This window comes from Mycobacterium sp. 134 (genome assembly GCF_048282715.1).
Taxonomy (GTDB): domain Bacteria; phylum Actinomycetota; class Actinomycetes; order Mycobacteriales; family Mycobacteriaceae; genus Mycobacterium; species Mycobacterium septicum.
In genome coordinates, this window is sequence record NZ_JBLVUN010000008.1 from 440,015 (window position 1) to 459,240 (window position 19,226).

At 67.3% G+C, this 19,226-nt stretch carries 18 protein-coding genes; 6 read left to right on the forward strand and 12 right to left on the reverse strand.

All coding sequences use genetic code 11. The annotated features are described in order from the left end of the window. Positions 1 to 39: 39 nt before the first annotated feature. Together leuA and ACNQVK_RS07025 are read right to left on the reverse strand one after the other, a co-directional pair. Positions 40 to 1,869, reverse strand: a complete 1,830-nt coding sequence (gene leuA, locus ACNQVK_RS07020) for a 2-isopropylmalate synthase (protein WP_418028949.1) — start codon at positions 1,867 to 1,869, stop codon at positions 40 to 42. 164 nt (positions 1,870 to 2,033) lie between these two features. Continuing rightward, positions 2,034 to 2,999 (reverse strand): lytic transglycosylase domain-containing protein, encoded by a 966-nt coding sequence (locus ACNQVK_RS07025; RefSeq protein ID WP_418028950.1) that lies wholly within the window; start codon positions 2,997 to 2,999, stop codon positions 2,034 to 2,036. 300 nt (positions 3,000 to 3,299) lie between these two features. Between ACNQVK_RS07025 and ACNQVK_RS07030 the strand changes: the two genes are divergently transcribed. Beyond that, positions 3,300 to 3,515, forward strand: coding sequence for a hypothetical protein (locus tag ACNQVK_RS07030; protein ID WP_064878783.1), 216 nt, complete (start codon positions 3,300 to 3,302; stop codon positions 3,513 to 3,515). A 13-nt stretch (positions 3,516 to 3,528) separates the two neighbouring features. Here ACNQVK_RS07030 and ACNQVK_RS07035 read toward each other — a convergent pair whose 3' ends face one another. The 7 genes from ACNQVK_RS07035 to ACNQVK_RS07065 all read right to left on the reverse strand — a co-directional run bounded on the left by ACNQVK_RS07035 (position 3,529) and on the right by ACNQVK_RS07065 (position 10,938). Then, positions 3,529 to 4,173 (reverse strand): helix-turn-helix domain-containing protein, encoded by a 645-nt coding sequence (locus ACNQVK_RS07035; protein WP_090430127.1) that lies wholly within the window; start codon positions 4,171 to 4,173, stop codon positions 3,529 to 3,531. A gap of 12 nt (positions 4,174 to 4,185) precedes the next feature. Next, positions 4,186 to 5,373 carry an NAD(P)/FAD-dependent oxidoreductase gene (locus ACNQVK_RS07040; RefSeq protein ID WP_418028951.1) on the reverse strand — a complete coding sequence of 396 codons (1,188 nt, stop codon included), beginning with the start codon at positions 5,371 to 5,373 and terminating at the stop codon, positions 4,186 to 4,188. After that, positions 5,370 to 6,662 (reverse strand): FMN-binding glutamate synthase family protein, encoded by a 1,293-nt coding sequence (locus ACNQVK_RS07045; RefSeq protein WP_418028952.1) that lies wholly within the window; start codon positions 6,660 to 6,662, stop codon positions 5,370 to 5,372. Before ACNQVK_RS07045 ends, ACNQVK_RS07040 begins: the two co-directional genes overlap by 4 nt. Continuing rightward, the gene (locus tag ACNQVK_RS07050) at positions 6,662 to 7,354 is read right to left on the reverse strand and encodes a protein glxC (RefSeq protein ID WP_418028953.1); all 693 of its coding nucleotides are present in this window, start codon (positions 7,352 to 7,354) and stop codon (positions 6,662 to 6,664) included. Before ACNQVK_RS07050 ends, ACNQVK_RS07045 begins: the two co-directional genes overlap by 1 nt. Next, positions 7,342 to 8,211 (reverse strand): glutamine amidotransferase, encoded by an 870-nt coding sequence (locus tag ACNQVK_RS07055; RefSeq protein ID WP_276129244.1) that lies wholly within the window; start codon positions 8,209 to 8,211, stop codon positions 7,342 to 7,344. The genes ACNQVK_RS07050 and ACNQVK_RS07055 overlap by 13 nt, the downstream gene beginning before the upstream one ends. A 30-nt stretch (positions 8,212 to 8,241) precedes the next feature. Then, positions 8,242 to 9,546 carry a type III glutamate--ammonia ligase gene (gene glnT, locus ACNQVK_RS07060; protein WP_418028954.1) on the reverse strand — a complete coding sequence of 435 codons (1,305 nt, stop codon included), beginning with the start codon at positions 9,544 to 9,546 and terminating at the stop codon, positions 8,242 to 8,244. 132 nt (positions 9,547 to 9,678) lie between these two features. Then, positions 9,679 to 10,938 carry an ammonium transporter gene (locus ACNQVK_RS07065; protein ID WP_276129242.1) on the reverse strand — a complete coding sequence of 420 codons (1,260 nt, stop codon included), beginning with the start codon at positions 10,936 to 10,938 and terminating at the stop codon, positions 9,679 to 9,681. A gap of 188 nt (positions 10,939 to 11,126) precedes the next feature. On the opposite strand from ACNQVK_RS07065, the gene ACNQVK_RS07070 reads away from it, so the two are divergent. The 3 genes from ACNQVK_RS07070 to ACNQVK_RS07080 are packed head-to-tail and all read left to right on the forward strand — an operon-like array spanning position 11,127 to position 13,839. Beyond that, the gene (locus tag ACNQVK_RS07070) at positions 11,127 to 12,434 is read left to right on the forward strand and encodes a cytosine permease (RefSeq protein WP_418028955.1); all 1,308 of its coding nucleotides are present in this window, start codon (positions 11,127 to 11,129) and stop codon (positions 12,432 to 12,434) included. Continuing rightward, on the forward strand, positions 12,431 to 13,120 hold the full coding sequence (locus tag ACNQVK_RS07075; protein WP_418028956.1) for a cysteine hydrolase family protein: 690 nt from the start codon (positions 12,431 to 12,433) through the stop codon (positions 13,118 to 13,120). The genes ACNQVK_RS07070 and ACNQVK_RS07075 overlap by 4 nt, the downstream gene beginning before the upstream one ends. After that, positions 13,117 to 13,839, forward strand: a complete 723-nt coding sequence (locus ACNQVK_RS07080) for a GntR family transcriptional regulator (RefSeq protein ID WP_418028958.1) — start codon at positions 13,117 to 13,119, stop codon at positions 13,837 to 13,839. Before ACNQVK_RS07075 ends, ACNQVK_RS07080 begins: the two co-directional genes overlap by 4 nt. A 7-nt stretch (positions 13,840 to 13,846) precedes the next feature. On the opposite strand, the gene ACNQVK_RS07085 is transcribed toward ACNQVK_RS07080, so the two are convergent. The 3 genes from ACNQVK_RS07085 to ACNQVK_RS07095 are packed head-to-tail and all read right to left on the reverse strand — an operon-like array spanning position 13,847 to position 16,802. Continuing rightward, positions 13,847 to 15,217 carry an alpha/beta hydrolase gene (locus ACNQVK_RS07085; protein WP_418028959.1) on the reverse strand — a complete coding sequence of 457 codons (1,371 nt, stop codon included), beginning with the start codon at positions 15,215 to 15,217 and terminating at the stop codon, positions 13,847 to 13,849. Further along, a complete protein-coding gene (locus ACNQVK_RS07090) occupies positions 15,214 to 16,158 on the reverse strand; it encodes a UTP--glucose-1-phosphate uridylyltransferase (RefSeq protein ID WP_418028960.1) in 945 nt (314 codons plus the stop codon). The genes ACNQVK_RS07085 and ACNQVK_RS07090 overlap by 4 nt, the downstream gene beginning before the upstream one ends. 44 nt (positions 16,159 to 16,202) lie before the next feature. Further along, positions 16,203 to 16,802, reverse strand: coding sequence for a nitroreductase family protein (locus ACNQVK_RS07095; RefSeq protein WP_418028961.1), 600 nt, complete (start codon positions 16,800 to 16,802; stop codon positions 16,203 to 16,205). Between the two features lie 87 nt (positions 16,803 to 16,889). On the opposite strand from ACNQVK_RS07095, the gene ACNQVK_RS07100 reads away from it, so the two are divergent. Both ACNQVK_RS07100 and ACNQVK_RS07105 read left to right on the forward strand, forming a co-directional pair. Further along, positions 16,890 to 18,155: an aspartate kinase gene (locus tag ACNQVK_RS07100; protein ID WP_044521271.1), complete on the forward strand. Its 1,266-nt coding sequence runs from the start codon at positions 16,890 to 16,892 to the stop codon at positions 18,153 to 18,155. A gap of 1 nt (position 18,156) precedes the next feature. Then, a complete protein-coding gene (locus tag ACNQVK_RS07105; RefSeq protein ID WP_418028962.1) occupies positions 18,157 to 19,191 on the forward strand; it encodes an aspartate-semialdehyde dehydrogenase in 1,035 nt (344 codons plus the stop codon). The last annotated feature ends 35 nt before the right edge of the window (positions 19,192 to 19,226 follow it).

Genomic DNA, 19,226 nt, shown 5'->3' on the forward strand with positions numbered 1-19,226 from the left:
TGCCGTTGGCCTTCGCGTAGTGATCTACGCCGGCGTCAGCTAATCACGCGCCGCGCGGTTGATGGCAGATACGACCGCGCGAAGTGATGCAGTTGTGATCGAAGTCGCGATACCGACGCCCCAGACGGTCTTGCCGCCGATCGACGCCTCGACGTAGGCCGCGGCCTGCGCCTCTTCACCCGAGGACATGGCGTGCTCGGAGTAATCGAGCACGTTGATGTCGTAGCCGATGGCTCCCAGGGCGTCGACGAACGCCGCCAGCGGGCCGTTGCCGGCACCGATGATCTCGCGTTCGACGCCGTCGATCTTGACGATCGCGGTGATGGTGTCGGTGCCGCCGTCCACCTCGGAGGCAACCACCTTCTGGCGAATGCGTTCCAACGGGATGATCGGGGCCAGGTACTCCTCGGAGAACGCGCCCCAGATCTCCTTGGGCGACACCTCGCCGCCCTCACCGTCGGTGATCTGCTGGATGGCCTGGCTGAACTCGATCTGCAGCCGGCGCGGCAGCACCAGACCGTGGTCGGCCTTCATGATGTAGGCCACGCCGCCCTTGCCGGACTGCGAGTTCACCCGGATCACGGCCTCGTAGGTGCGGCCGACGTCCTTCGGGTCGATCGGCAGGTAGGGGACCTGCCACAGGATGTCGTCCATGTCGGCGTCGGCTTCGTCGGCATCGACCTTCATCTGGTCCAGGCCCTTGTTGATGGCGTCCTGGTGGCTGCCGGAGAACGCGGTGTAGACCAGGTCACCCCCGTAGGGGTGGCGCTCGTGCACGGGCAGCTGGTTGCAGTACTCGACGGTGCGCCGGATCTCGTCGATGTTGGAGAAGTCGATCTGCGGATCGACGCCGCGGCTGAACATGTTCAGGCCCAGCGTCACCAGACAGACATTGCCCGTGCGCTCGCCGTTGCCGAACAGGCAGCCCTCGATCCGGTCGGCGCCGGCCTGGTAGCCCAGTTCCGCTGCGGCAACGCCGGTGCCGCGGTCGTTGTGCGGGTGCAGGCTCAGGATGATCGAGTCGCGCGGGGTCAGGTGCCGGCTCATCCACTCGATCGAATCGGCGTAGACGTTCGGGGTGGCCATCTCGACCGTAGCGGGCAGGTTGACGATCAGCGGCCACTCGGGCGTGGGCTTGACGATGTCGGCTACGGCGTTGCACACCTCGACGGCGTACTCCAGCTCGGTCCCCGTGTAGGACTCGGGGGAGTACTCGAAGCGCCACCGGGTCTGGGGGTACTTCTCGGCCTCCTCGACACACATCTGGGCGCCGTCGGTGGCGATCTTCTTGACGGCGTCGCGGTCGGCCCGGAACACCACGCGGCGCTGCAGGATCGACGTCGAGTTGTAGAAGTGCACGATCGCCTGCGGGGCTCCCGCGCAGGCCTCGAAGGTGCGCTCGATCAGCTCGGGCCGGCACTGCGTCAGCACCTGGATGGTGACGTCATCCGGGATCGCGCCGTCCTCGATGATCTCGCGGACGAAGTCGTAGTCGGTCTGGCTCGCAGACGGGAAGCCGACCTCGATCTCCTTGTAACCCATCCGTACCAGCAGGTCGAACATGCGGCGCTTGCGCGCGGGGCTCATGGGGTCGATCAGGGCCTGGTTACCGTCGCGCAGGTCGACGGCGCACCACTGGGGCGCGGTGTCGATGACGCGGTCCGGCCAGGTGCGGTCGAACGGGACGCCGGTGCCGAAGGCCGGGCTGCCGCCGGGAACCTCGTCGGCGAAGCTGCGATAGCGGCTGACCGGCATGGATGAACCGCGCTGGGTGTTCCAGACGGGCTGTCCGGGGTTGGGATTGCCGGCCGGCGTATTGATCGCGCGAACCGAACTGAAGGCATCTGCAGAGATGTCGGGGGTGGTCATGTTTTTGCTCCGGGAGGTCAAGGGGACTCGACCGGCGCATCGCAAAAACCCGCGACGGGAAGCCGGTCTGGTCAGACCCCGTCGCGGCGTCCGAGAAGGAGCACCCGCTGCACGTCGTTCACTGTACGCCCGGGGGACTGGTTGGCCAAAATGGATCCGCGGCGTCAGCGCGCACTGCCGGAACGACCGTTGCCGAACTTGACCTTGGGTGTGGCGGCGCCGGTGCTGCGCCGGGACCCGCTCGTCGTGTTCGTGTTGGCGGAGCCCTTGCTCGTGCCCGAAGATCCCGGCCGGTTTGTCGATGTACCGGTGTCGCGGGCGCCGTCTCGACGCACGGTCTCGTCCGGCGTGGCGGAGCTATCGACCGCGCGAACGGCGACGCTTGGGGGCCGCGGCGCAGTGAGCGGCGGCAGGTCCACCGGAGCCACACCGGTGGCGTAGGCCAGCGCCCAGCCCAGCACGTTGGCGACGTAGGCCATCGAGTGGTTGTAGCGCAGCACCGCGATGGTCAGCTGCGCCTGGTCGCGCAAGTCCGCACCGTCGCTGCAGAGGTAGCGGGCCGCGGCCAGGGTGGCGTCGAAGAGGTTGTGCGGATCGGCCTGGCCGTCGCCGTCGCCGTCGGCGCCGTGCAGCAACCACGTGCTCGGCAGGAACTGCATGGGCCCCAGCGCGCGGGCGTAGTGCGTGCCGCCGCCAAAGCTGCCGGCGACGATGACCTCGTTGCCCGGCAGTGAGCCGTCGAGGGCGGGCCCATAGATGGGACTGACGGGATCACCGCGTTCGTCGGCGGCGCCGCCGAACGCATGCGTGGACTCGACGTACCCGATTCCGGCGAGCAGGTTCCAGGTCACACCGCAGTCGGGTTGGCTCTGCGCCATCATGGCGTCGGCGTTCTGGTAGGCCGCCAGTGCGATCGCGGGGATGTGCACCGCGCCCGGTGCCTGAACCTCCGAGGGTGGCGGTGACCCCGTCGTAGTCGGCGCCGCGGCAGTTGGACGCGCCGACCTCTCCGCCCAGGGCTGGAGGGCGAGGTCGGGCAAGGGCAGGACCGCGGCCACCGGCCATCTCCGATTCTCCTGGACCAGGCAGACCAGGCTGGGCGCGACGGCGACCGCGCTGGTCAATGCCATCCGAACGATCACAGCGAGGCAGGTGGATGCGTCGCGGACCGCTCGACGTGCACGGTGGCGCATGGAACAACAGTGACACCCGTGTCGCTGCCTGCCTACTCCCGACACACCGGCCCCAAACGCCGGTCATGGGCCCGCGGTTGACGTGCACTTCCCCCGATCGGGGGAACGCATCTTCACCATTCTCATCGCCTGATTGCCCGACAGACCTGGGGCCGTCCAGATCGCATTCTTGTATCAGCGGCCGAACAAACCGCTAAGGGAAACGAAAAGCCAACTGAGACAGAAGGATTCACGATCATGACCAAGTTCACCAAGGCCCTGGCACTGCCCATCCTGTCCGCAGGCGTCTTCGGCGCCGTCGCGCTCGGCCTGGCCGGCACGGCCGCCGCGCAGACTCCGCAGGGCTCGGGCAACCTCTACAGCCCTGATACCTACGCCACTCCGGCACCCGGCATGAAGCCCGGCTGGCACAACCATCACGGCCCGCAGCGGATCACCAGCATCTACGAGTGATCGACGTGGTGACTCACACCTGCGAATCGGGGAAGGCGATCACCGACAGGAACCGGATCGGCAGTTCGATCAGGTCAACCGGTCCGTGAGCGCCTTCCCCGTCTATCTGCAGGGAGTCGCCGGGTTGCAGCCGATACACCGAGCGGCTGTGGCTGTAGTCCATGACGCCTTCGAGCATGTAGATGAACTCGGTGCCGGGATGCTGGAACAGCGGGTATGTCTGACTCTTCTCGGTCAGCGTGACGTGCAGGCATTCCAGCCGCTTGTGCTCCCCGCGCAGGGAGCTGAGCAATTGATACTCATGGCCCTGTTTGGTGCCGTTGCGCACGATCTCCGGACCCGTGCCCGCCTTGACGAATGCCGCAGGCCGCTCGACGTCGGCCCCGCGGAACAGGCTGGTGACCGGGACGTCGAGCCCCTTTGCGAGCAGGGCAAGGGTCGACAGGCTGCACGAGGTCTGGGCGTTCTCGATCTTCGACAGCATCGCCTTGGAGATGCCCACCCGGGCGGCCATCTCGGCCACGGTCAGCCCGTGCTGCTGACGCAGCTGACGCACATTGCGCCCGATCGCCGCCTCGAATTCCAGTTCCTCGACCGGTTCGTTCGGATCACGGTCGCGGGCTGTGCCGGTGTTGCGGAGCAGCGGCAGGTCGCTCACGGCACTCCCCGTCTATCGCATCTCCCCGGCCCCGACGTACGGGTACCGGCTCTTGAGCAAATTGTCCTCTGCGAACCGGGCCAATCGGAAATCCGTCTCGGGTATCCGCGGGTCGGAGCTGCGGCCCTCGGTCACCAGGTCGGCGACCAGCTTGCCGACCGCCGGCGCGATCTTGAAGCCGTGCCCGCTGAATCCGGCCGCCACCATCAGGCCGTCGATCCCGGTCGCGGAGATGACGGGATTCCAGTCCGGCGTGACGTCGTAGCAACCGGCGTAGCTGCCGGTGATCGCCGCGTCTCCGAAGCCGGGGAATCGGGTACCCACCTTGTCGACGGTCAGGTCGATGAAGCCGTCGGTGGCCCGGTTCAGGTAGTCGTCCGGGTCGGCGGGCTCGCAGTGCGCCAGGTCGCTGTTGCCGAACAGGATCTCCCCACCCAGCTCGGGGCGCACGTACTGCAGCGACACCAGGTCGGAGAACACCGGGACCGCTCCGATCGGCACCCCGGGGGAGATGGTGACGATCTGCTCCCGAACCACCCTGATCGGCACGTCGATTCCGTAGGGGGCCAGGAACGGCCGGGTCCATGCGCCGGTCGTCACGACGACGGTGCCCGCCGAAACCCTTGTGCCGTCGGCCAGCTCGACACCGGTGGCCCGGCCACCGTCGAGCACCAGTCCGGTCACGTTGGCGCCCTGTCGGATTCGTACGCCGGCGGCTCTCGCCGACACCGCGAACGCCTGCGCGGTCTGGTAGGCGTCGCCGTATCCGCCGCGCGCCTCCCAACCGAAGGCCGCGAACGGTTCCAGATCGGCCCACGGCCACAGCTTGGCCACCTCGGAGGCGTCGATCTCCTCGGTCTGCACCCCGACCTCGCGCTGGGCGGCCAGGCTCTTGCGCAGATTGTCGACGTTGGGCTCGCCGACTCCGACGACATAGCCGGTCTGCCGGAAACCGATGTCGGTCCCGAAATACTGCTCGGCCTTCTCGAACACCTCGAGGCCGACCGTGGCCATGGCGGCCAGTGAGCTGACCCCGTAGTGGCAGCGCACGATCCCGCTGGATTTCCCGGTCATCCCGGAGCCGACGGTATTGCGCTCCAGCACAGTCACATCGGTGACGCCGCGTTGGCTCAGGGCCCAGGCCGCCGCCGCGCCCTCCAGGCCACCGCCGACGATGACGACGTCCGCTGTTTCGCTCACGAGCCTGGAATCCAGTTCGTGCCGGCCAGCGGAACCCGCGCCATCGCCGCGGCCTCGATGGTCACTGCCACCAGGTCCTCGGGCTCCAGGTGGCACACATGGGCCTTGCCGCACGCCCGGGCGATGGTCTGGGCTTCCATGGTCAGCACGCGCAGGTAGTTGGCCAACCGTCGGCCGCCCTCGACCGGGTCGAACCTGGCGGCCAGCTCCGGATCCTGGGTGGTGATGCCGGCCGGATCGCGCCCGTCCTGGAAGTCGTCGTAGAAACCGGCTGCGCTGCCCAGCTTTTCGTACTCGGCGGCGTACCGGGGGTGGTTGTCGCCCAGCGCGATCAGTGCTGCGGTGCCGATCGCGACCGCGTCGGCGCCCAGCGCCAGCGCCTTGGCCACGTCGGCGCCGGAGCGGATGCCGCCGCTCACGATCAATTGAACTTTTCTGTGCACGTCCAGTTCCTGCAGGGCCTGCACCGCCTGCGGCACTGCGGCCAGGGTCGGGATGCCGACGTGCTCGATGAACACCTCCTGGGTGGCGGCCGTGCCGCCCTGCATGCCATCGACCACCACGACGTCGGCCCCGGCGTGCACGGCCAGCTTCACGTCGTAGTAGGTGCGGGTGGCCCCGACCTTGACGTAGATGGGTTTCTCCCAGTCGGTGATCTCCCGCAGTTCGTTGATCTTGATGGTGAGATCGTCCGGGCCGGTCCAGTCCGGGTGCCTGCAGGCGCTGCGCTGGTCGATGCCCTCGGGCAGCGTGCGCATCTGCGCGACCCGCGGGGAGATCTTCTGTCCCAGCAGCATTCCGCCGCCGCCGGGCTTGGCGCCCTGGCCGAGCACCACCTCGATGGCGTCGGCCTTGCGCAGGTCGTCGGGGTTCATCCCGTAGCGCGAGGGCAGGTACTGGTACACCAGGTGCTTGCTCTGCCCGCGCTCCTCGGGCGTCATGCCGCCGTCGCCGGTGGTGGTCGACGTGCCGGCCTCGCTGGCCCCGCGGCCCAGGGCCTCCTTGGCAGGCCCGGACAGCGCGCCGAAGCTCATGCCCGCGATGGTGACCGGGATATCCAGGTGCAGAGGATGTTTGGCGTGCCGGTCACCGAGGATCACGTCGGTGCCGCAGCGTTCGCGGTAGCCCTCCAAGGGGTAACGCGACATCGACGCACCCAGGAACAGCAGGTCGTCGAAATGCGGCAGCCGGCGTTTGGCGCCCCAGCCGCGGATGTCGTAGATGCCGGTCTCGGCGGCGCGCTGGATGTCGGCGATCGTGGATCGATCGAAGGTGGCGGATTCGCGCATCAGTACTCACTCGCGTTGTCGACGTGGAAGTGGTAGAGGTTTCGGGCCGAGCCGTAGCGGGTGTAATCGGAGGTGTCGTCGTCGCAGAAACCACTGGCTGTCAACAACTCCGCGAGTTCGGCGCGGTGCTCGGCGCGCATCGGCTTGGCGATGCAGTCCGCACCCAGCGAGGTCACCTCGCCGCGCACGTAGATGCGGGCCTCATAGATCGAATCACCCAGCGCCTCACCGGCGTCGCCGCGCACCACCAGCCGACCGGCCTGGGCCATGAACGCGCTCATGTGACCGATGCTGCCGCCCACCACGATGTCCACGCCCTTCATCGAGATGCCGCAGCGCGCGGCGGCGTCCCCTTCGATGACCAGCAGGCCGCCGTGTGCGGTGGCACCCGCCGACTGCGAGGCATTCCCGGTGACCCGCACCGTGCCGCTCATCATGTTCTCGGCCACCCCGGTGCCGGCATTGCCGTTGATGGTCACCTCGGCGAGCTGATTCATCCCGGCCGCGTAGTAGCCGACGTGGCCTTCGACCGTCACGCGTACCGGCGCGTCGAGGCCGACGGCCACATTGTGCGCACCGTCGGGGTGCGCGATGACGTAGTCACCCTCCACACCCGGTTGATGCAGCGCCGCGTTGACCTCACGCAATGGCGTTGTGCGCAGGTCAAATTGGGTCAGTGTCATCTGGTCCATGCGTAGACCACCTCCGGTTCCGGTTCCCAAATGCGTGCCTGCTCGACCCCGGGCAGCCCGGCCAGGGCGCGGTACTCGCTGGCCATCGCCACCCAGTCGGCGGTTTCGGCGATCACCGCCGGCTTGCAGGCAATGGCGTCACGCACCACCGCGAACGAGTCGTGATCGGAGACCAACAGTGTGTAGAAGCCGTCGAACGTGGCGCACAGCTCCTTGAGCGCGGTCGCCACATCGCGGCCGGCGGCCAGCTGTTCGGCCACGAACCGGGCGCCCACCTCGGTGTCGTTCTCGCTGTCGAACGCCACACCGGCGCGGCGCAGTTCGCGGCGGATGGTGGCGTGGTTGGCGAAAGACCCGTTGTGCACCAGGCACTGTCCGGGGCCGACGGTGTACGGATGGCAGCCCGACGGCGTCACCGCGGACTCGGTGGCCATCCGGGTATGCCCGACGCCCTGCCAGCCCTGGGCCTTGGCCAGGCCCCAGGCCTCGGTGAGGGCGCGCGGATGACCGACCCCTTTGAGCACTGCCAGATCAGGGCCGAACCCGGAGATCAAGGCGGTCGGGTAAGCCGCCCGTGCCAGGCTCAACAGCTCCTCGGAGTCCATGTCGGCCGACAGCAGGTAGGTCGAATCCACCTGCACCACATCTACATCCGGTCCCAACTCCGGTGTCTCGGCGACATCGGTGATCGAGACACAGCCCTGCCCGTACGGCGACCACTCCGGGTCTCCGTAGATCGCGATCCCCGCCGAGTCGGCGCCGCGATCGGACATCTCGCCCAGCATCGCGGCGAGCAGTTCGCCGAGGCGCGGGTACAGCTCCGGTGTGCGCAGGTGTAGCCCCACGATCCCGCACATGTTGTTCTCCCTTCCGTGAAAGCCGTACGGCTAGAACGCCGTCAGGTAGTGGTCGATCTCCCACGGCGTGACGGTGCCGTGGTAGGCGAAGAACTCGTCGCGTTTGACGTCGGCGAAGTAGGAGGCGACACCGTCGCCCGCGACGTCGAGCACGCCGGTGACGATCGGATCGGTCTCCAGGGATTCGATCGCGTGCAGCAGCGTGGGCGGCAGGGCCGCCGGTCCTTGGGCGCCCACGGCTCCCGGGTCGAGGCTGCGCTTGACGCCGTCGAGGCCGGCACCCAACGCGGCGGCGATCGCGAGATACGGGTTGGCCGACCCGTCGCCGCCGCGCAACTCGATGCGCTGACTGTCGGGCACCCGGATGTAGTGGGTGCGATCGTTGCCGCCGTAGCTGGGCTTGCGCGGGGCCCACGAGGCGCCCGATGCGGTCGAGGTGGCGCCGGTTCGCTTGTAGGAGTTGACGGTCGGCGCGACGACGGACTGCAGCGCGCAGGCGTGGTCGAGGATGCCGCCGATGAACGCGTACGCCGTCTCGGACAGGCCCAGGCCCCGTTCGTCGGCATCGGCCGGGAAGGCCGGCGTCCCGGCGCTGGTCAGTGACAGGTGCAGGTGCAGGCCGCTGCCGGTGCGGTCGGAGAACGGCTTGGGCATGAAGGTGGCCACCATGTCCCGTTCGGCGGCGATCATCGACAGCAGGTAGCGCAGGGTGATCACCCGGTCGGCGGTGGTCAGTGCGTCGGAGAACTCGAAGTTCTGCTCGAACTGCCCGTTGCCGTCCTCGTGGTCGTTGGCGTAGTTGGACCAGCCGAGTGAGTTCATCGCGGTGGAGATCGCGGTGAGGTGGTCATACATCCGGGTGACGCCGCGGGCGTCGTAACAGGGTTGGGCGGCAGTGTCCGCCGCGTCGGCGGTGGCCAGGGCGCCGTCGGCGCCGCGGCGCAGCAGGAAGTACTCGACCTCGGCGCCGACCCAGGGTTCGAATCCCGCGTCGGCGGCGCGCTGGATCAGACCTCTGAGGATGACCCGCGGCGCGTACGGCCACGGCGCGCCCCCGACGTGGGGGTCGCAGTGCACCAGGGCCAGGCCTTCTTTGATGAACGGGATCGGGGTGAACGAGGCGGGATCGGGGATGGCGATCAGGTCGGGGTCTTTGGGCTCCTGGCCCATGGCGCCGACGGCGTAGCCGGCGAAGCCGACGCCCTCGGTGGCCAGCATCTCGACCGATTCGACGGGAACCAATTTGGCGCAAGGCTTTCCGCGCAGGTCGACGAACAGCGCGAGGATGAATTTGGTGCCGGATTGTTCGGCGAGGGCGGCGAGATCGGAGGGCATAGCACCAGCACTTTCGTCTCTTGTTATGAATCAAGGTATCACAGTAGGAAACTTCGGCAAGCCGAGGAAACCCCGGTCACCGGCTGCCGCGAGAGCGGTCCACGGCAGCCGGGCCGGGGAATCAGACTGCTGTCAGGCGAATTCGAGCTCGTAGGCCGAATCCCGGTGGAACTTCGTGTCGATCCCCTTCTCCTCCTCGTCGGACGAGATGCGGATTCCGATCGTCTTCTTGAGGACGAAGGCGATGGCGAACGCGACCGCGAACGAGTAGACGGCCACCGCGCCCGCGGCGATCGCCTGCTTCCACAGCTGCTCCAGGCCGCCGCCGTAGAACAGTCCGCTGACCTTGCTGGGCATGGCCTCCGAGGCCAGGAGACCGATCAGCAGGGTGCCGATCACACCACCGACGAGGTGGACGCCCACCACGTCCAGGGAGTCGTCGTAGCCGAGCTTCTCCTTGAGGCCGACGGCGAGCACGCAGACCGCGCCTGCGATGGCGCCCAGGGCGATGGCGCCGACGGGGGTGACGGCACCGCAGGCCGGGGTGATGGCGACCAGGCCGGCAATGGCACCCGACGCCGCACCCACGCCGGTGACGTGGCCGGTCTTGAGCTTTTCGACCGCGATCCAGGCCAGCGTGGCGGCACAGGTGGCGACGAACGTGGTGACCATGACGATCGCCGCGGAATTGCCTGCGGCCAGGGCGGATCCGCCGTTGAAGGCGTACCAGCCGGCCCACAGCATGCCCGCACCCAGCAGGGTCAGCGGAACGTTGTGCGGCTTGCGCAGCTGGCCGAACAGTGCGGACTTGCCCAGCACGATGGCCAGCGCCAAGGCGGCGGCGCCGGCGTTGATGTGCACCGCGGTGCCACCGGCGAAGTCGACCGCGTGCAGCTTGTTGGCGATCCAGCCGCCGACGGAGTCCTCCGAGAACGTCCCGTCAAAGGCGAACACCCAGTGTGCGACAGGGAAGTACACCAGCACGGCCCAGACTCCGGCGAAGATCATCCAGGCGCCGAACTTCATCCGGTCGGCGACCGCGCCGGAGATCAGCGCGACCGTGATCGCCGCGAAAAGTGCCTGGAAAAGGGAGAATAGGCTGACTGGTAGGCCATTGACGGACGTCATCGGCTCGACCAGATTCTTCATGCCTGCGAACTCGGTGATGCTGCCGAGCAGTCCGAGGTCGCCGTAGGACGTCCCGAACGCCATCGAGAAGCCGAACAGCACCCACAGCACGCCCACCAGGGCGACTGCGCCGAACGTCATCATCATCATGTTCGTCGAGCTCTTGACCGAGACCATGCCGCCGTAGAACAGGGCAAGGCCCGGGATCATCAGCGTGAGGCCGATGATGCAACACAGCATGAATGCCGTGGTTCCTGTATCCATCAACATCTCCTGGGGGTGGCGGCCCGGACGGGCCGATCACTGGGAGTTGACGACGTTTCTGTTACGTGGACCGGCTCGTTGTGTTGCGGTGACGTAAACCTCGGCGCCGCACGGCGGTGAGGACCCCGTTACGGAACGTTCATCGACAGAAACGCTCGGGAAATCCGTATACCGCACCGTATACAGCCATGGATACAGCGCACGCCGAACATCATTCGGCGCTTGGTGAGGAGTACGAGAACCAGCCCGTCCCGGCGTCCGCCCGCAAATCGCTGTTCGCGGTGTCGGCGGTGTGGGTGGGATTCCCGATGATCATGACGTCGGCGGTGTTCGCCGGCATCGTCGTCTACAACCTCGGCTTCGTCGCCGGAATGGCGGCGATCGTCGTCGGCGACCTCATCCTCATGGGCTACGTGGGCACGCTGAGCTACCTGGCCGGGCGCTCCGGCAAGAACTTCGCGCTCACCGCGGCGGACACCTTCGGAGCCAAGGGTTTTCGCATCGTGTCGGCATTTCTGTCCGCGCTGGTGATCGGCTGGTTCGCCTTTCAGACCGGCATGGTGGGCTCGACGCTCAACTTGTCCATGGGGTGGAGCGCACCGTGGATCACGCTGCTGGCCGGGGTGCTGTTCGTGGCGCTGACCTTCGTCGGGATCCGGGCGATCTCGTGGATCGGGGTGGTGGCGTCGGTCCTGTTCGTCCCGCTCGGTGTGGTCGCCGTCGTGTTGGCGGCGGCCGATGGCGGCATCGGCTCGGCCCTGTCCTACGGCGGCGGAGCCGGGGCGAGTGCGTTCAGTTTCGGCGTCGCCGTGACGATGGTCTTCGCGTGCTTCGCCGACTCGGGCACCATGACTGCCGATTTCACGCGGTGGGCCCGCAACGGCAGGGAAGGTGCGCTGGCGGCGTTCGCCGCATTCCCGTTCGCCTACTTCATCGCTCAGCTGGTCGGCGCGCTCGTGGTCGCACTCGGCGCCGCCGCCGCGGCCGACACCGCAGGCGGCGACTTCCTGCATGTCCTGGTCAGCGCCGGGGGAGTCCTGGTGCCGCTGGCGATCGTGTTCGTCTTCGTCAACCTGGGCAGCGTGTGTGCGCACTGCCTGTACAACGGGGCCGTCGGATTCGGCAACATCACCGGAAAGACCATGCGCCAGTTGACGATCGTGCTCGGCATCGTCGGAACCGTCGCCGCGGTGGCCGGTATCTGGTCGTACTTCGCAACCTGGCTGAACATCCTCGGGGTGCTGGTACCCCCGATCGGCATCGTGCTCATCCTCGACCAGCTGGTGTTCGCCCACCGTCGGGCCACCGCAGCGGTGGCTTGGAAGCCGTTCGCCGCATGGGCGATCGGGGCCGGGGGAGCGCTGCTGACGCACTACTACGCGCCCCAGCTGTCCGATGCGGTCGTGGCGATGGTCGTCGGCGGCCTGGCCTTCACCGCCCTGGCGTACCTGCCGGTGCGCACCGGGCAACCCGTTCTCGTGGGAGAGACCGCATGACTGTCACCATTGCCGCCAACCCGTATGCGTGGCCCTACGACGGTGACATCCCCACCGGGCGAACGGCGTTGATCAACATCGACTGGCAGGTCGACTTCTGCGGCGAGGGCGGATACGTCGACACCATGGGCTACGACCTGTCCCTGGTGCGTACCCCGCTCGGCCCCGCGCAGGAGGTACTCGCCGCGGCCCGCGCCGCCGGACTGTTCATCGTCCACACCCGGGAAGGCCACCGGCCCGACCTGTCGGACCTGCCGGCCAACAAGCGCTGGCGCTCGGCCCAGATCGGAGCCGAGATCGGCTCGGCCGGTCCATGCGGACGGATCCTCACCCAGGGTGAGCCGGGCTGGCAGTTGGTACCCGAGATGGCTGCTCTGCCAGGCGAGCCCGTCATCGACAAGCCGGGCAAGGGCAGCTTCTACGCGACGGATCTGGAACTGGTGCTGCGAAGCCGCGGCATCACGCACATCATCTTCACCGGGATCACCACCGACGTGTGTGTGCACACCACCATGCGTGACGCCAACGACCGCGGATACGAATGCCTCGTCGTCTCCGACGCCACCGGTGCCACCGACTACGCCAACCACGTTGCGGCGCTGAACATGATCACCATGCAGGGCGGGGTGTTCGGGGCGCATGCCACCAGCTCCGATGTGGTGGCCGCGCTCAAGGAACTGCAATGACCACGGCGCAAGTGGACGAACCGGTATCCCTGCGCGACCGCGTCTACCTCGACCTCGGCAAGAAGCTCATGGTCGGCGAGATCGACCACCGCACCAGGCTGGTCGAGTCCCAGCTGTGCGAGACACTCAATGTCAGCCGGACCCCGCTGAGAGAGGCACTGGTCCGGCTGCACGCCGACGGCATGCTCGAACGCAGGCCCGACGGGTACTACCCAGTCGCGCTGGATATCCCGGGCGTCCGCGACCTCTACGAGCTGCGAATCACCATCGAACTGCGCGGCATCACCCGGATCCTGGAAACCGGTGAGCTGCACTACGACAAGGACCGGCTCGCGACATTGCGCGCGGAGTGGCTGGACCTGAAGGCCAGCCCGCCCCCGCCGGACGGTGACATGGTGCTGCGCGACGAGTCATTCCACCTCGAGTTGTGCGCGGCATCCGGGAACAAGGCGATGGTGGCCACGCTCGACAACCTCAACCGGCGGATCCGGCTGATCCGGATGTATGACTTCGTCACCGAGGAACGGGTGATCGCCACCATCGACGAGCACCTCCAGATCGTCGACCTTCTGCTCGATGATCAGCTTGACGCCGGCCGCACCGCCTTGCATGAGCATGTCGGGGCGAGTTTCGACGTGGTGGAGAGGCGTGCGCTGAGAGCGCTGAGCGCCCGCGCGCTCGGCCAGTCCGTCACCTCGCTGGAGGCACTCTGGAAGTGACGGTCGGCTAGTTCCCGTCCGATCCGGGCAGGGGTCGTTCTCGCACACCGGGCGTACCGAGCCGCCAGGCCAGCCAGGGCAGCGCTGCATCGAATGCCGTACTGGCCGCCTGGAAATCGTGCCCGCCCTTGTAGCCCACCACGGAGCATTCGACGTTGTAACCGCTCAGCAGGGCGCACAGCTTGTTGGCGTTGGAGGCATGCTCCTCGGAGAACGTGTCCCAGCCGGCGATCGCCTCCTCAGACGGAGGAGTCGTCGTGGGGTCACGGTGAATGGTCGGTGTGCTTTCACCGACCCCGAGCCACGCCGCCATGGTGTCGTACGGGCCGTGCCGGGTGATCACTGTCTTGGGGTCGAATGCCTCCCAGGCCGCCCGGTCGCCACCGAAGAGGCGTGCGATGGTCTGGTCTTTTGTGCCCGCGTTGGGACCGAGGGTGCCGTCCAGCCAGACGAAGGCGCTGAACATCTCGGGATTGCGGACGGCGGTGTTCAGGGCGCACGTCGCACCCGAAGACCATCCCGCCAGTCCCCAGTTCTCGGCTTTCGGGCTGACCCCGAAGCGTGAAATCAGGTAGGGCACCAGGTCTTTGGTCAGGTGGGAGGCGGCGTTGCCGCGGGTCCCGTCGACGCATTCGGTGTCATTGCTGAACTTGCCTGCGATGTCGGGGAATACGATGACCGGCGCATTGCCGTGATGCAGTGCGGCGAAGTCGTCGAGCGTATGCAGGGCGCCGGTCGATTGCAGCCAGTCGTTGGGATGGTTGAACTCGCCGCCCATCAAGATGACCGCGGGTAGTTGAGGTGGCGGGTTGCTGGCGAACCAGGCCGGCGGAAGGTAGACCACCTCGGTCCGGTGCTCGAAACCCGATGCGTCGGCTGGGATGTTGACCCGCACCACCGTGCCGCGCGTCGGTACCTCACCGGACTGCTGAAGGGCGGCGAGCTGGGATTCATCGATCCACTGTTCGGGCTCGGTGTGGGTCAGCCGGAGCCAGGCAGCCCGAACCGTGGGGAAGTAGCCGGTCGCGGTGTTGAGCGCGGCAAGACCGCACACCACCATCATCACCACGGACAGCACGGATACCAACCGGCGCCACCACGCAGTGCCATGCCAGCCGCCGATGAGAACCGTGACGGCGAATCCGAACATCGCCGTCCAGAAGATCGTGCCGAACGAGATGGCGTCGGCGGACCAGCCCTGATCCCGGACGAACAGTCGCGCGGCCGCCGCGAGGCCGACGCCGACGAGCACTGCGGCTAGCAGCCAGCGCCTCATCCACTCCCGAGACCGGCCGCGGCCGATCGCGACCACGATGGCGATCAATGCCAGCAGTTGCAGCGTGATCGGGATCAGACCGTTGGTCAGGGACAAGTTCATGTGGGTGGACCCTCCCCGATCTGACGCGAAAGCTTGTGTAGCAGCAGGTCTGGCTGGTCGGCCAACTGCTGTAGCGCGGCACCGTATTCGGGATGGGCCAACGCGAAGGCGAACTGTGCGACCAGATAGTCGGCCGGATTGCCGGTGTCATACCAGTGCCCCTGGATCACCTGGCCGTAGACGGCATGGTCCCTGGCATGGGCATTGATCGCGTCGGTCAGATAGATCTCGCCGGGCTGGGTCTGGGCGTACCAACGCTTCGTCTGCTCACGAAGCTCGTCGATGATGCCGGGTGTGACGACATAGCCACCGATCGCGGCGTACTCGGAGCGCGCCTCGTGGGGCTGTGGCTTCTCGACGATTCCGGTGATCCGCAGCAGCCCGCCGCCCAGATCCTCGTCGATGATCGGGACGCCGTACCGGCGGGAGTTCTCAGGAGCCATCGGCATCAACGCCAGCACCGGGGACGAGGTCTGTTCGTAGGCCCGGATCAGTTGCTGGGCGCGCGGCACCTCGGCGACGAAGACGTCGTCGGGCCACAGCACCAGGACCGGTTCGTCACCGAACGAGCGTGAGGCATTGAGCACCGGAGTGCCGTTGCCGTACGGACCGTGCTGATGGAGGTAGGTGATGTGGCCGCGGGCGGAGAGTTCGCCGACCTCCTCGACCGCGTCGGCGTAAGCGTCCTTGCCGTCGGCGCGAAGCTGATCGACCAGCGTCGTATTCGGGCGAAAATGCTCCTCTATCAAGGTCTTTCCGCCGGAAACCACGATCGTGATGTCCGTGATCCCGGAATTGACCAGCTCGCGCACCGTGTGTTCGATGACAGGCTTGTCGCCGACCGGCAGCATTTCCTTGGGGATGGCCTTGGTCAGCGGCAGGAGACGCGAACCGATCCCCGCGGCGGGGATGACGGCTTTGCGGATGGCCTGTCCTGCCATGTGTTCCTCTCCCGGTGCTTCACCAAAACTAGCCGGTGCGCCAGTCAGCCGAGCGGAATTCCCCAGCGCCCACCAAATGCAATCTGCTCCAGCGGTAACCGTTCGCGGGGCCGGCCGTCGCGTTCGGCGATGGCCTCGTCGACTTGCGCGTAGTCGCCGAGCGCGCCGATGGCGATGACGGCCAGGGGCCGCACGCCCTCGGGAATCCCGAACGCTTCCCGGGCACCGTCGGCGTCGAAGCCGGCCATCGGATGGACGATCAACCCGCGGGACACCGCCTCGACGGTCAGCTGTGCGATAGCCGCTCCGGTGTCGACCGCCGAGTACACGGCCGTCCTCTCATCTTCTCCCTGGTCGGCACACACCAGGATCAGCGCGGAGGCCGCATGCGCGTAGCTGTTGCCACGTTTGAGCAGGCCGGCCAATGTAACGAAGGTCTCATCCCCTCGCCGGCCCACGACGAACCGCACCGGCTGCCGGTGACCCCAACTGGCGGCCCAGCGCGCCGCCTCCAGCAGCGCGGTGAGCTGGTCAGCGGTAATGGCGGCATCGGGATCGAACGCCCGGGGACTCCAGCGGGCCGCGAGATCGGGATGGATCGGTACAGCGGTGGCGGCCGACCGACCGCTCGGCGTGTCAGGCACGTCAGCCAAGCTACCGGCGGAGAAAATCGTGTGCGCGTCTCCCTTATCCTGTTTGGGACTCATTCCCGAAGCTCGAAGGGTTAGATAGTGGCGCTCGTCGTACAGAAGTACGGCGGATCCTCGGTATCGGATGCCGATCGGATCCGTCGGGTGGCCGAGCGCATCGTCGAGACGAAGAAGGCCGGCAACGACGTCGTCGTGGTGGTCTCGGCGATGGGGGATACCACCGACGACCTGCTTGACCTGGCCCGTCAGGTTTCCCCGGCCCCGCCTGCGCGCGAGATGGACATGCTGCTGACCGCCGGTGAGCGCATCTCCAACGCCCTGGTCGCGATGGCCATCGAGTCCCTCGGTGCACAGGCCCGCTCGTTCACCGGCTCCCAGGCCGGCATCGTCACCACCGGCACCCACGGCAACGCCAAGATCATCGACGTCACTCCCGGCCGCCTGCGCGATGCGCTGGACGAGGGCGTCATCGTGCTCGTCGCCGGGTTCCAGGGCGTCAGCCAGGACAGCAAGGACGTCACCACCATGGGCCGCGGCGGCTCGGACACCACCGCCGTCGCCTTGGCGGCCGCGCTCAAGGCCGACGTCTGCGAGATCTACACCGACGTCGACGGCATCTTCACCGCCGACCCGCGCATCGTGCCCAACGCCCGCCACCTCGACACCGTCTCCTTCGAGGAGATGCTCGAGATGGCCGCATGCGGCGCCAAGGTGCTGATGCTGCGCTGCGTCGAATACGCCCGCCGTTACAACGTGCCGATTCACGTTCGTTCGTCGTACACGGACAAGCCCGGCACCATCGTCAAAGGATCGATCGAGGACATCCCCATGGAAGACGCCCTTCTGACCGGAGTAGCCCACGACCGCGGGGAGGCCAAGGTCACCGTCGTCGGTCTGCCCGACGTGCCGGGTTACGCCGCCCAGGTGTTCCGCGCGGTCGCCGACGCCGACGTGAACATCGACATGGTGCTGCAGAATATCTCGAAGGTCGAGGACGGCAAGACCGACATCACCTTCACCTGTCCGATGGACAACGGCCCGACGGCCGTGGAGAAGCTGACCGCGCTCAAGGACGAGATCGGGTTCAGCCAGGTGCTCTACGACGACCACATCGGCAAGGTGTCGCTGGTCGGTGCGGGGATGCGCAGCCATCCCGGCGTCACCGCCAAGTTCTGCGAGGCGCTGGCCGAGGTCGGCGTCAACATCGACCTGATCTCCACCTCCGAGATCCGGATCTCGGTTCTGGTCAAGGACACCGAGTTGGACACGGCCGTCCGCGCGCTGCACGAGGCGTTCGACCTCGGCGGCGAGGACGAGGCTGTCGTCTACGGCGGAACGGGGCGCTGACATGGTTTCGATCGGTGTAGTCGGTGCGACCGGCCAGGTCGGCCAGGTCATGCGCACCCTGCTGGAGCAGCGGAACTTCCCGGCCAGCTCGGTCCGGTTCTTCGCCTCGGCGAGGTCCGAAGGCAAGAAGCTGACGTTCCGTGGCCAGGAGATCGAGGTCGAGAACAGCGAGACGGCCGATCCGTCCGGTCTGGACATCGCGTTGTTCTCCGCCGGAGCGACGATGTCGCGTGTGCAGGCCCCGCGGTTCGCCGCGGCCGGCGCGGTCGTCGTCGACAACTCGTCGGCCTGGCGCAAGGACCCGGACGTACCTCTCGTCGTCAGTGAGGTGAACTTCAAGCGCGACGGCCGTGTCCGTCCCAAGGGCATCATCGCCAACCCGAACTGCACCACCATGGCCGCCATGCCGGTGCTCAAGCCGCTGCACGAGGAAGCCGGGCTGACCCGCTTGGTCGTGTCGAGCTACCAGGCGGTGTCGGGCAGCGGCCTGGCCGGTGTCGAGGAGCTCGCATCGCAGACCCGCGCAGTGGTCGACGGAGCCGAGCAGCTGGTGCACGACGGCTCGGCACTGACGTTCCCGGCGCCGGTGAAATACGTTGCGCCCATTGCCTTCAACGTGATCCCGCTGGCCGGCTCACTGGTCGACGACGGCTCCGGCGAGACCGACGAGGACCAGAAGCTGCGCAACGAGAGCCGCAAGATCCTCGGTATCCCGGACCTTCTCGTCTCGGGCACCTGTGTTCGCGTTCCGGTCTTCACCGGGCACTCGCTGTCGATCAATGCCGAATTCGCCCAGCCGCTTTCGGTTGAGCGGGCGAAGGAACTGCTGGCTGGTGCCGCGGGTGTGAAACTGGTCGACGTGCCGACCCCGTTGGCCGCCGCCGGCGCCGACGAGTCCCTGGTCGGCCGGATCCGCCAGGATCCGGGTGCGCCCGACGGACGTGGTCTCGCCCTGTTCGTGTCCGGCGACAACCTGCGAAAAGGTGCCGCGCTGAACACGATTCAAATCGCCGAACTGCTGGCCGCCGAGCTCTGATCCGCGGGTGAACCCGGCCCGCAGGTTCGCCCTTG

Excerpts from the sequence above, each read along its gene's own strand:
- ACNQVK_RS07045 (WP_418028952.1), bottom strand. The coding sequence starts at position 6,662 with ATGCGCGAATCCGCCACCTTCGATCGATCCACGATCGCCGACATCCAG.
- ACNQVK_RS07055 (WP_276129244.1), bottom strand. The coding sequence starts at position 8,211 with ATGTGCGGGATCGTGGGGCTACACCTGCGCACACCGGAGCTGTACCCG.
- glnT (WP_418028954.1), bottom strand. The coding sequence starts at position 9,546 with ATGCCCTCCGATCTCGCCGCCCTCGCCGAACAATCCGGCACCAAATTC.
- ACNQVK_RS07080 (WP_418028958.1), top strand. The coding sequence starts at position 13,117 with ATGACCACGGCGCAAGTGGACGAACCGGTATCCCTGCGCGACCGCGTC.
- ACNQVK_RS07050 (WP_418028953.1), bottom strand. The coding sequence starts at position 7,354 with ATGGACCAGATGACACTGACCCAATTTGACCTGCGCACAACGCCATTG.
- ACNQVK_RS07105 (WP_418028962.1), top strand. The coding sequence starts at position 18,157 with ATGGTTTCGATCGGTGTAGTCGGTGCGACCGGCCAGGTCGGCCAGGTC.
- ACNQVK_RS07085 (WP_418028959.1), bottom strand. The coding sequence starts at position 15,217 with ATGAACTTGTCCCTGACCAACGGTCTGATCCCGATCACGCTGCAACTG.
- ACNQVK_RS07030 (WP_064878783.1), top strand. The coding sequence starts at position 3,300 with ATGACCAAGTTCACCAAGGCCCTGGCACTGCCCATCCTGTCCGCAGGC.
- ACNQVK_RS07075 (WP_418028956.1), top strand. The coding sequence starts at position 12,431 with ATGACTGTCACCATTGCCGCCAACCCGTATGCGTGGCCCTACGACGGT.
- ACNQVK_RS07070 (WP_418028955.1), top strand. The coding sequence starts at position 11,127 with ATGGATACAGCGCACGCCGAACATCATTCGGCGCTTGGTGAGGAGTAC.
- ACNQVK_RS07025 (WP_418028950.1), bottom strand. The coding sequence starts at position 2,999 with ATGGCATTGACCAGCGCGGTCGCCGTCGCGCCCAGCCTGGTCTGCCTG.
- leuA (WP_418028949.1), bottom strand. The coding sequence starts at position 1,869 with ATGACCACCCCCGACATCTCTGCAGATGCCTTCAGTTCGGTTCGCGCG.
- ACNQVK_RS07065 (WP_276129242.1), bottom strand. The coding sequence starts at position 10,938 with ATGGATACAGGAACCACGGCATTCATGCTGTGTTGCATCATCGGCCTC.
- ACNQVK_RS07090 (WP_418028960.1), bottom strand. The coding sequence starts at position 16,158 with ATGGCAGGACAGGCCATCCGCAAAGCCGTCATCCCCGCCGCGGGGATC.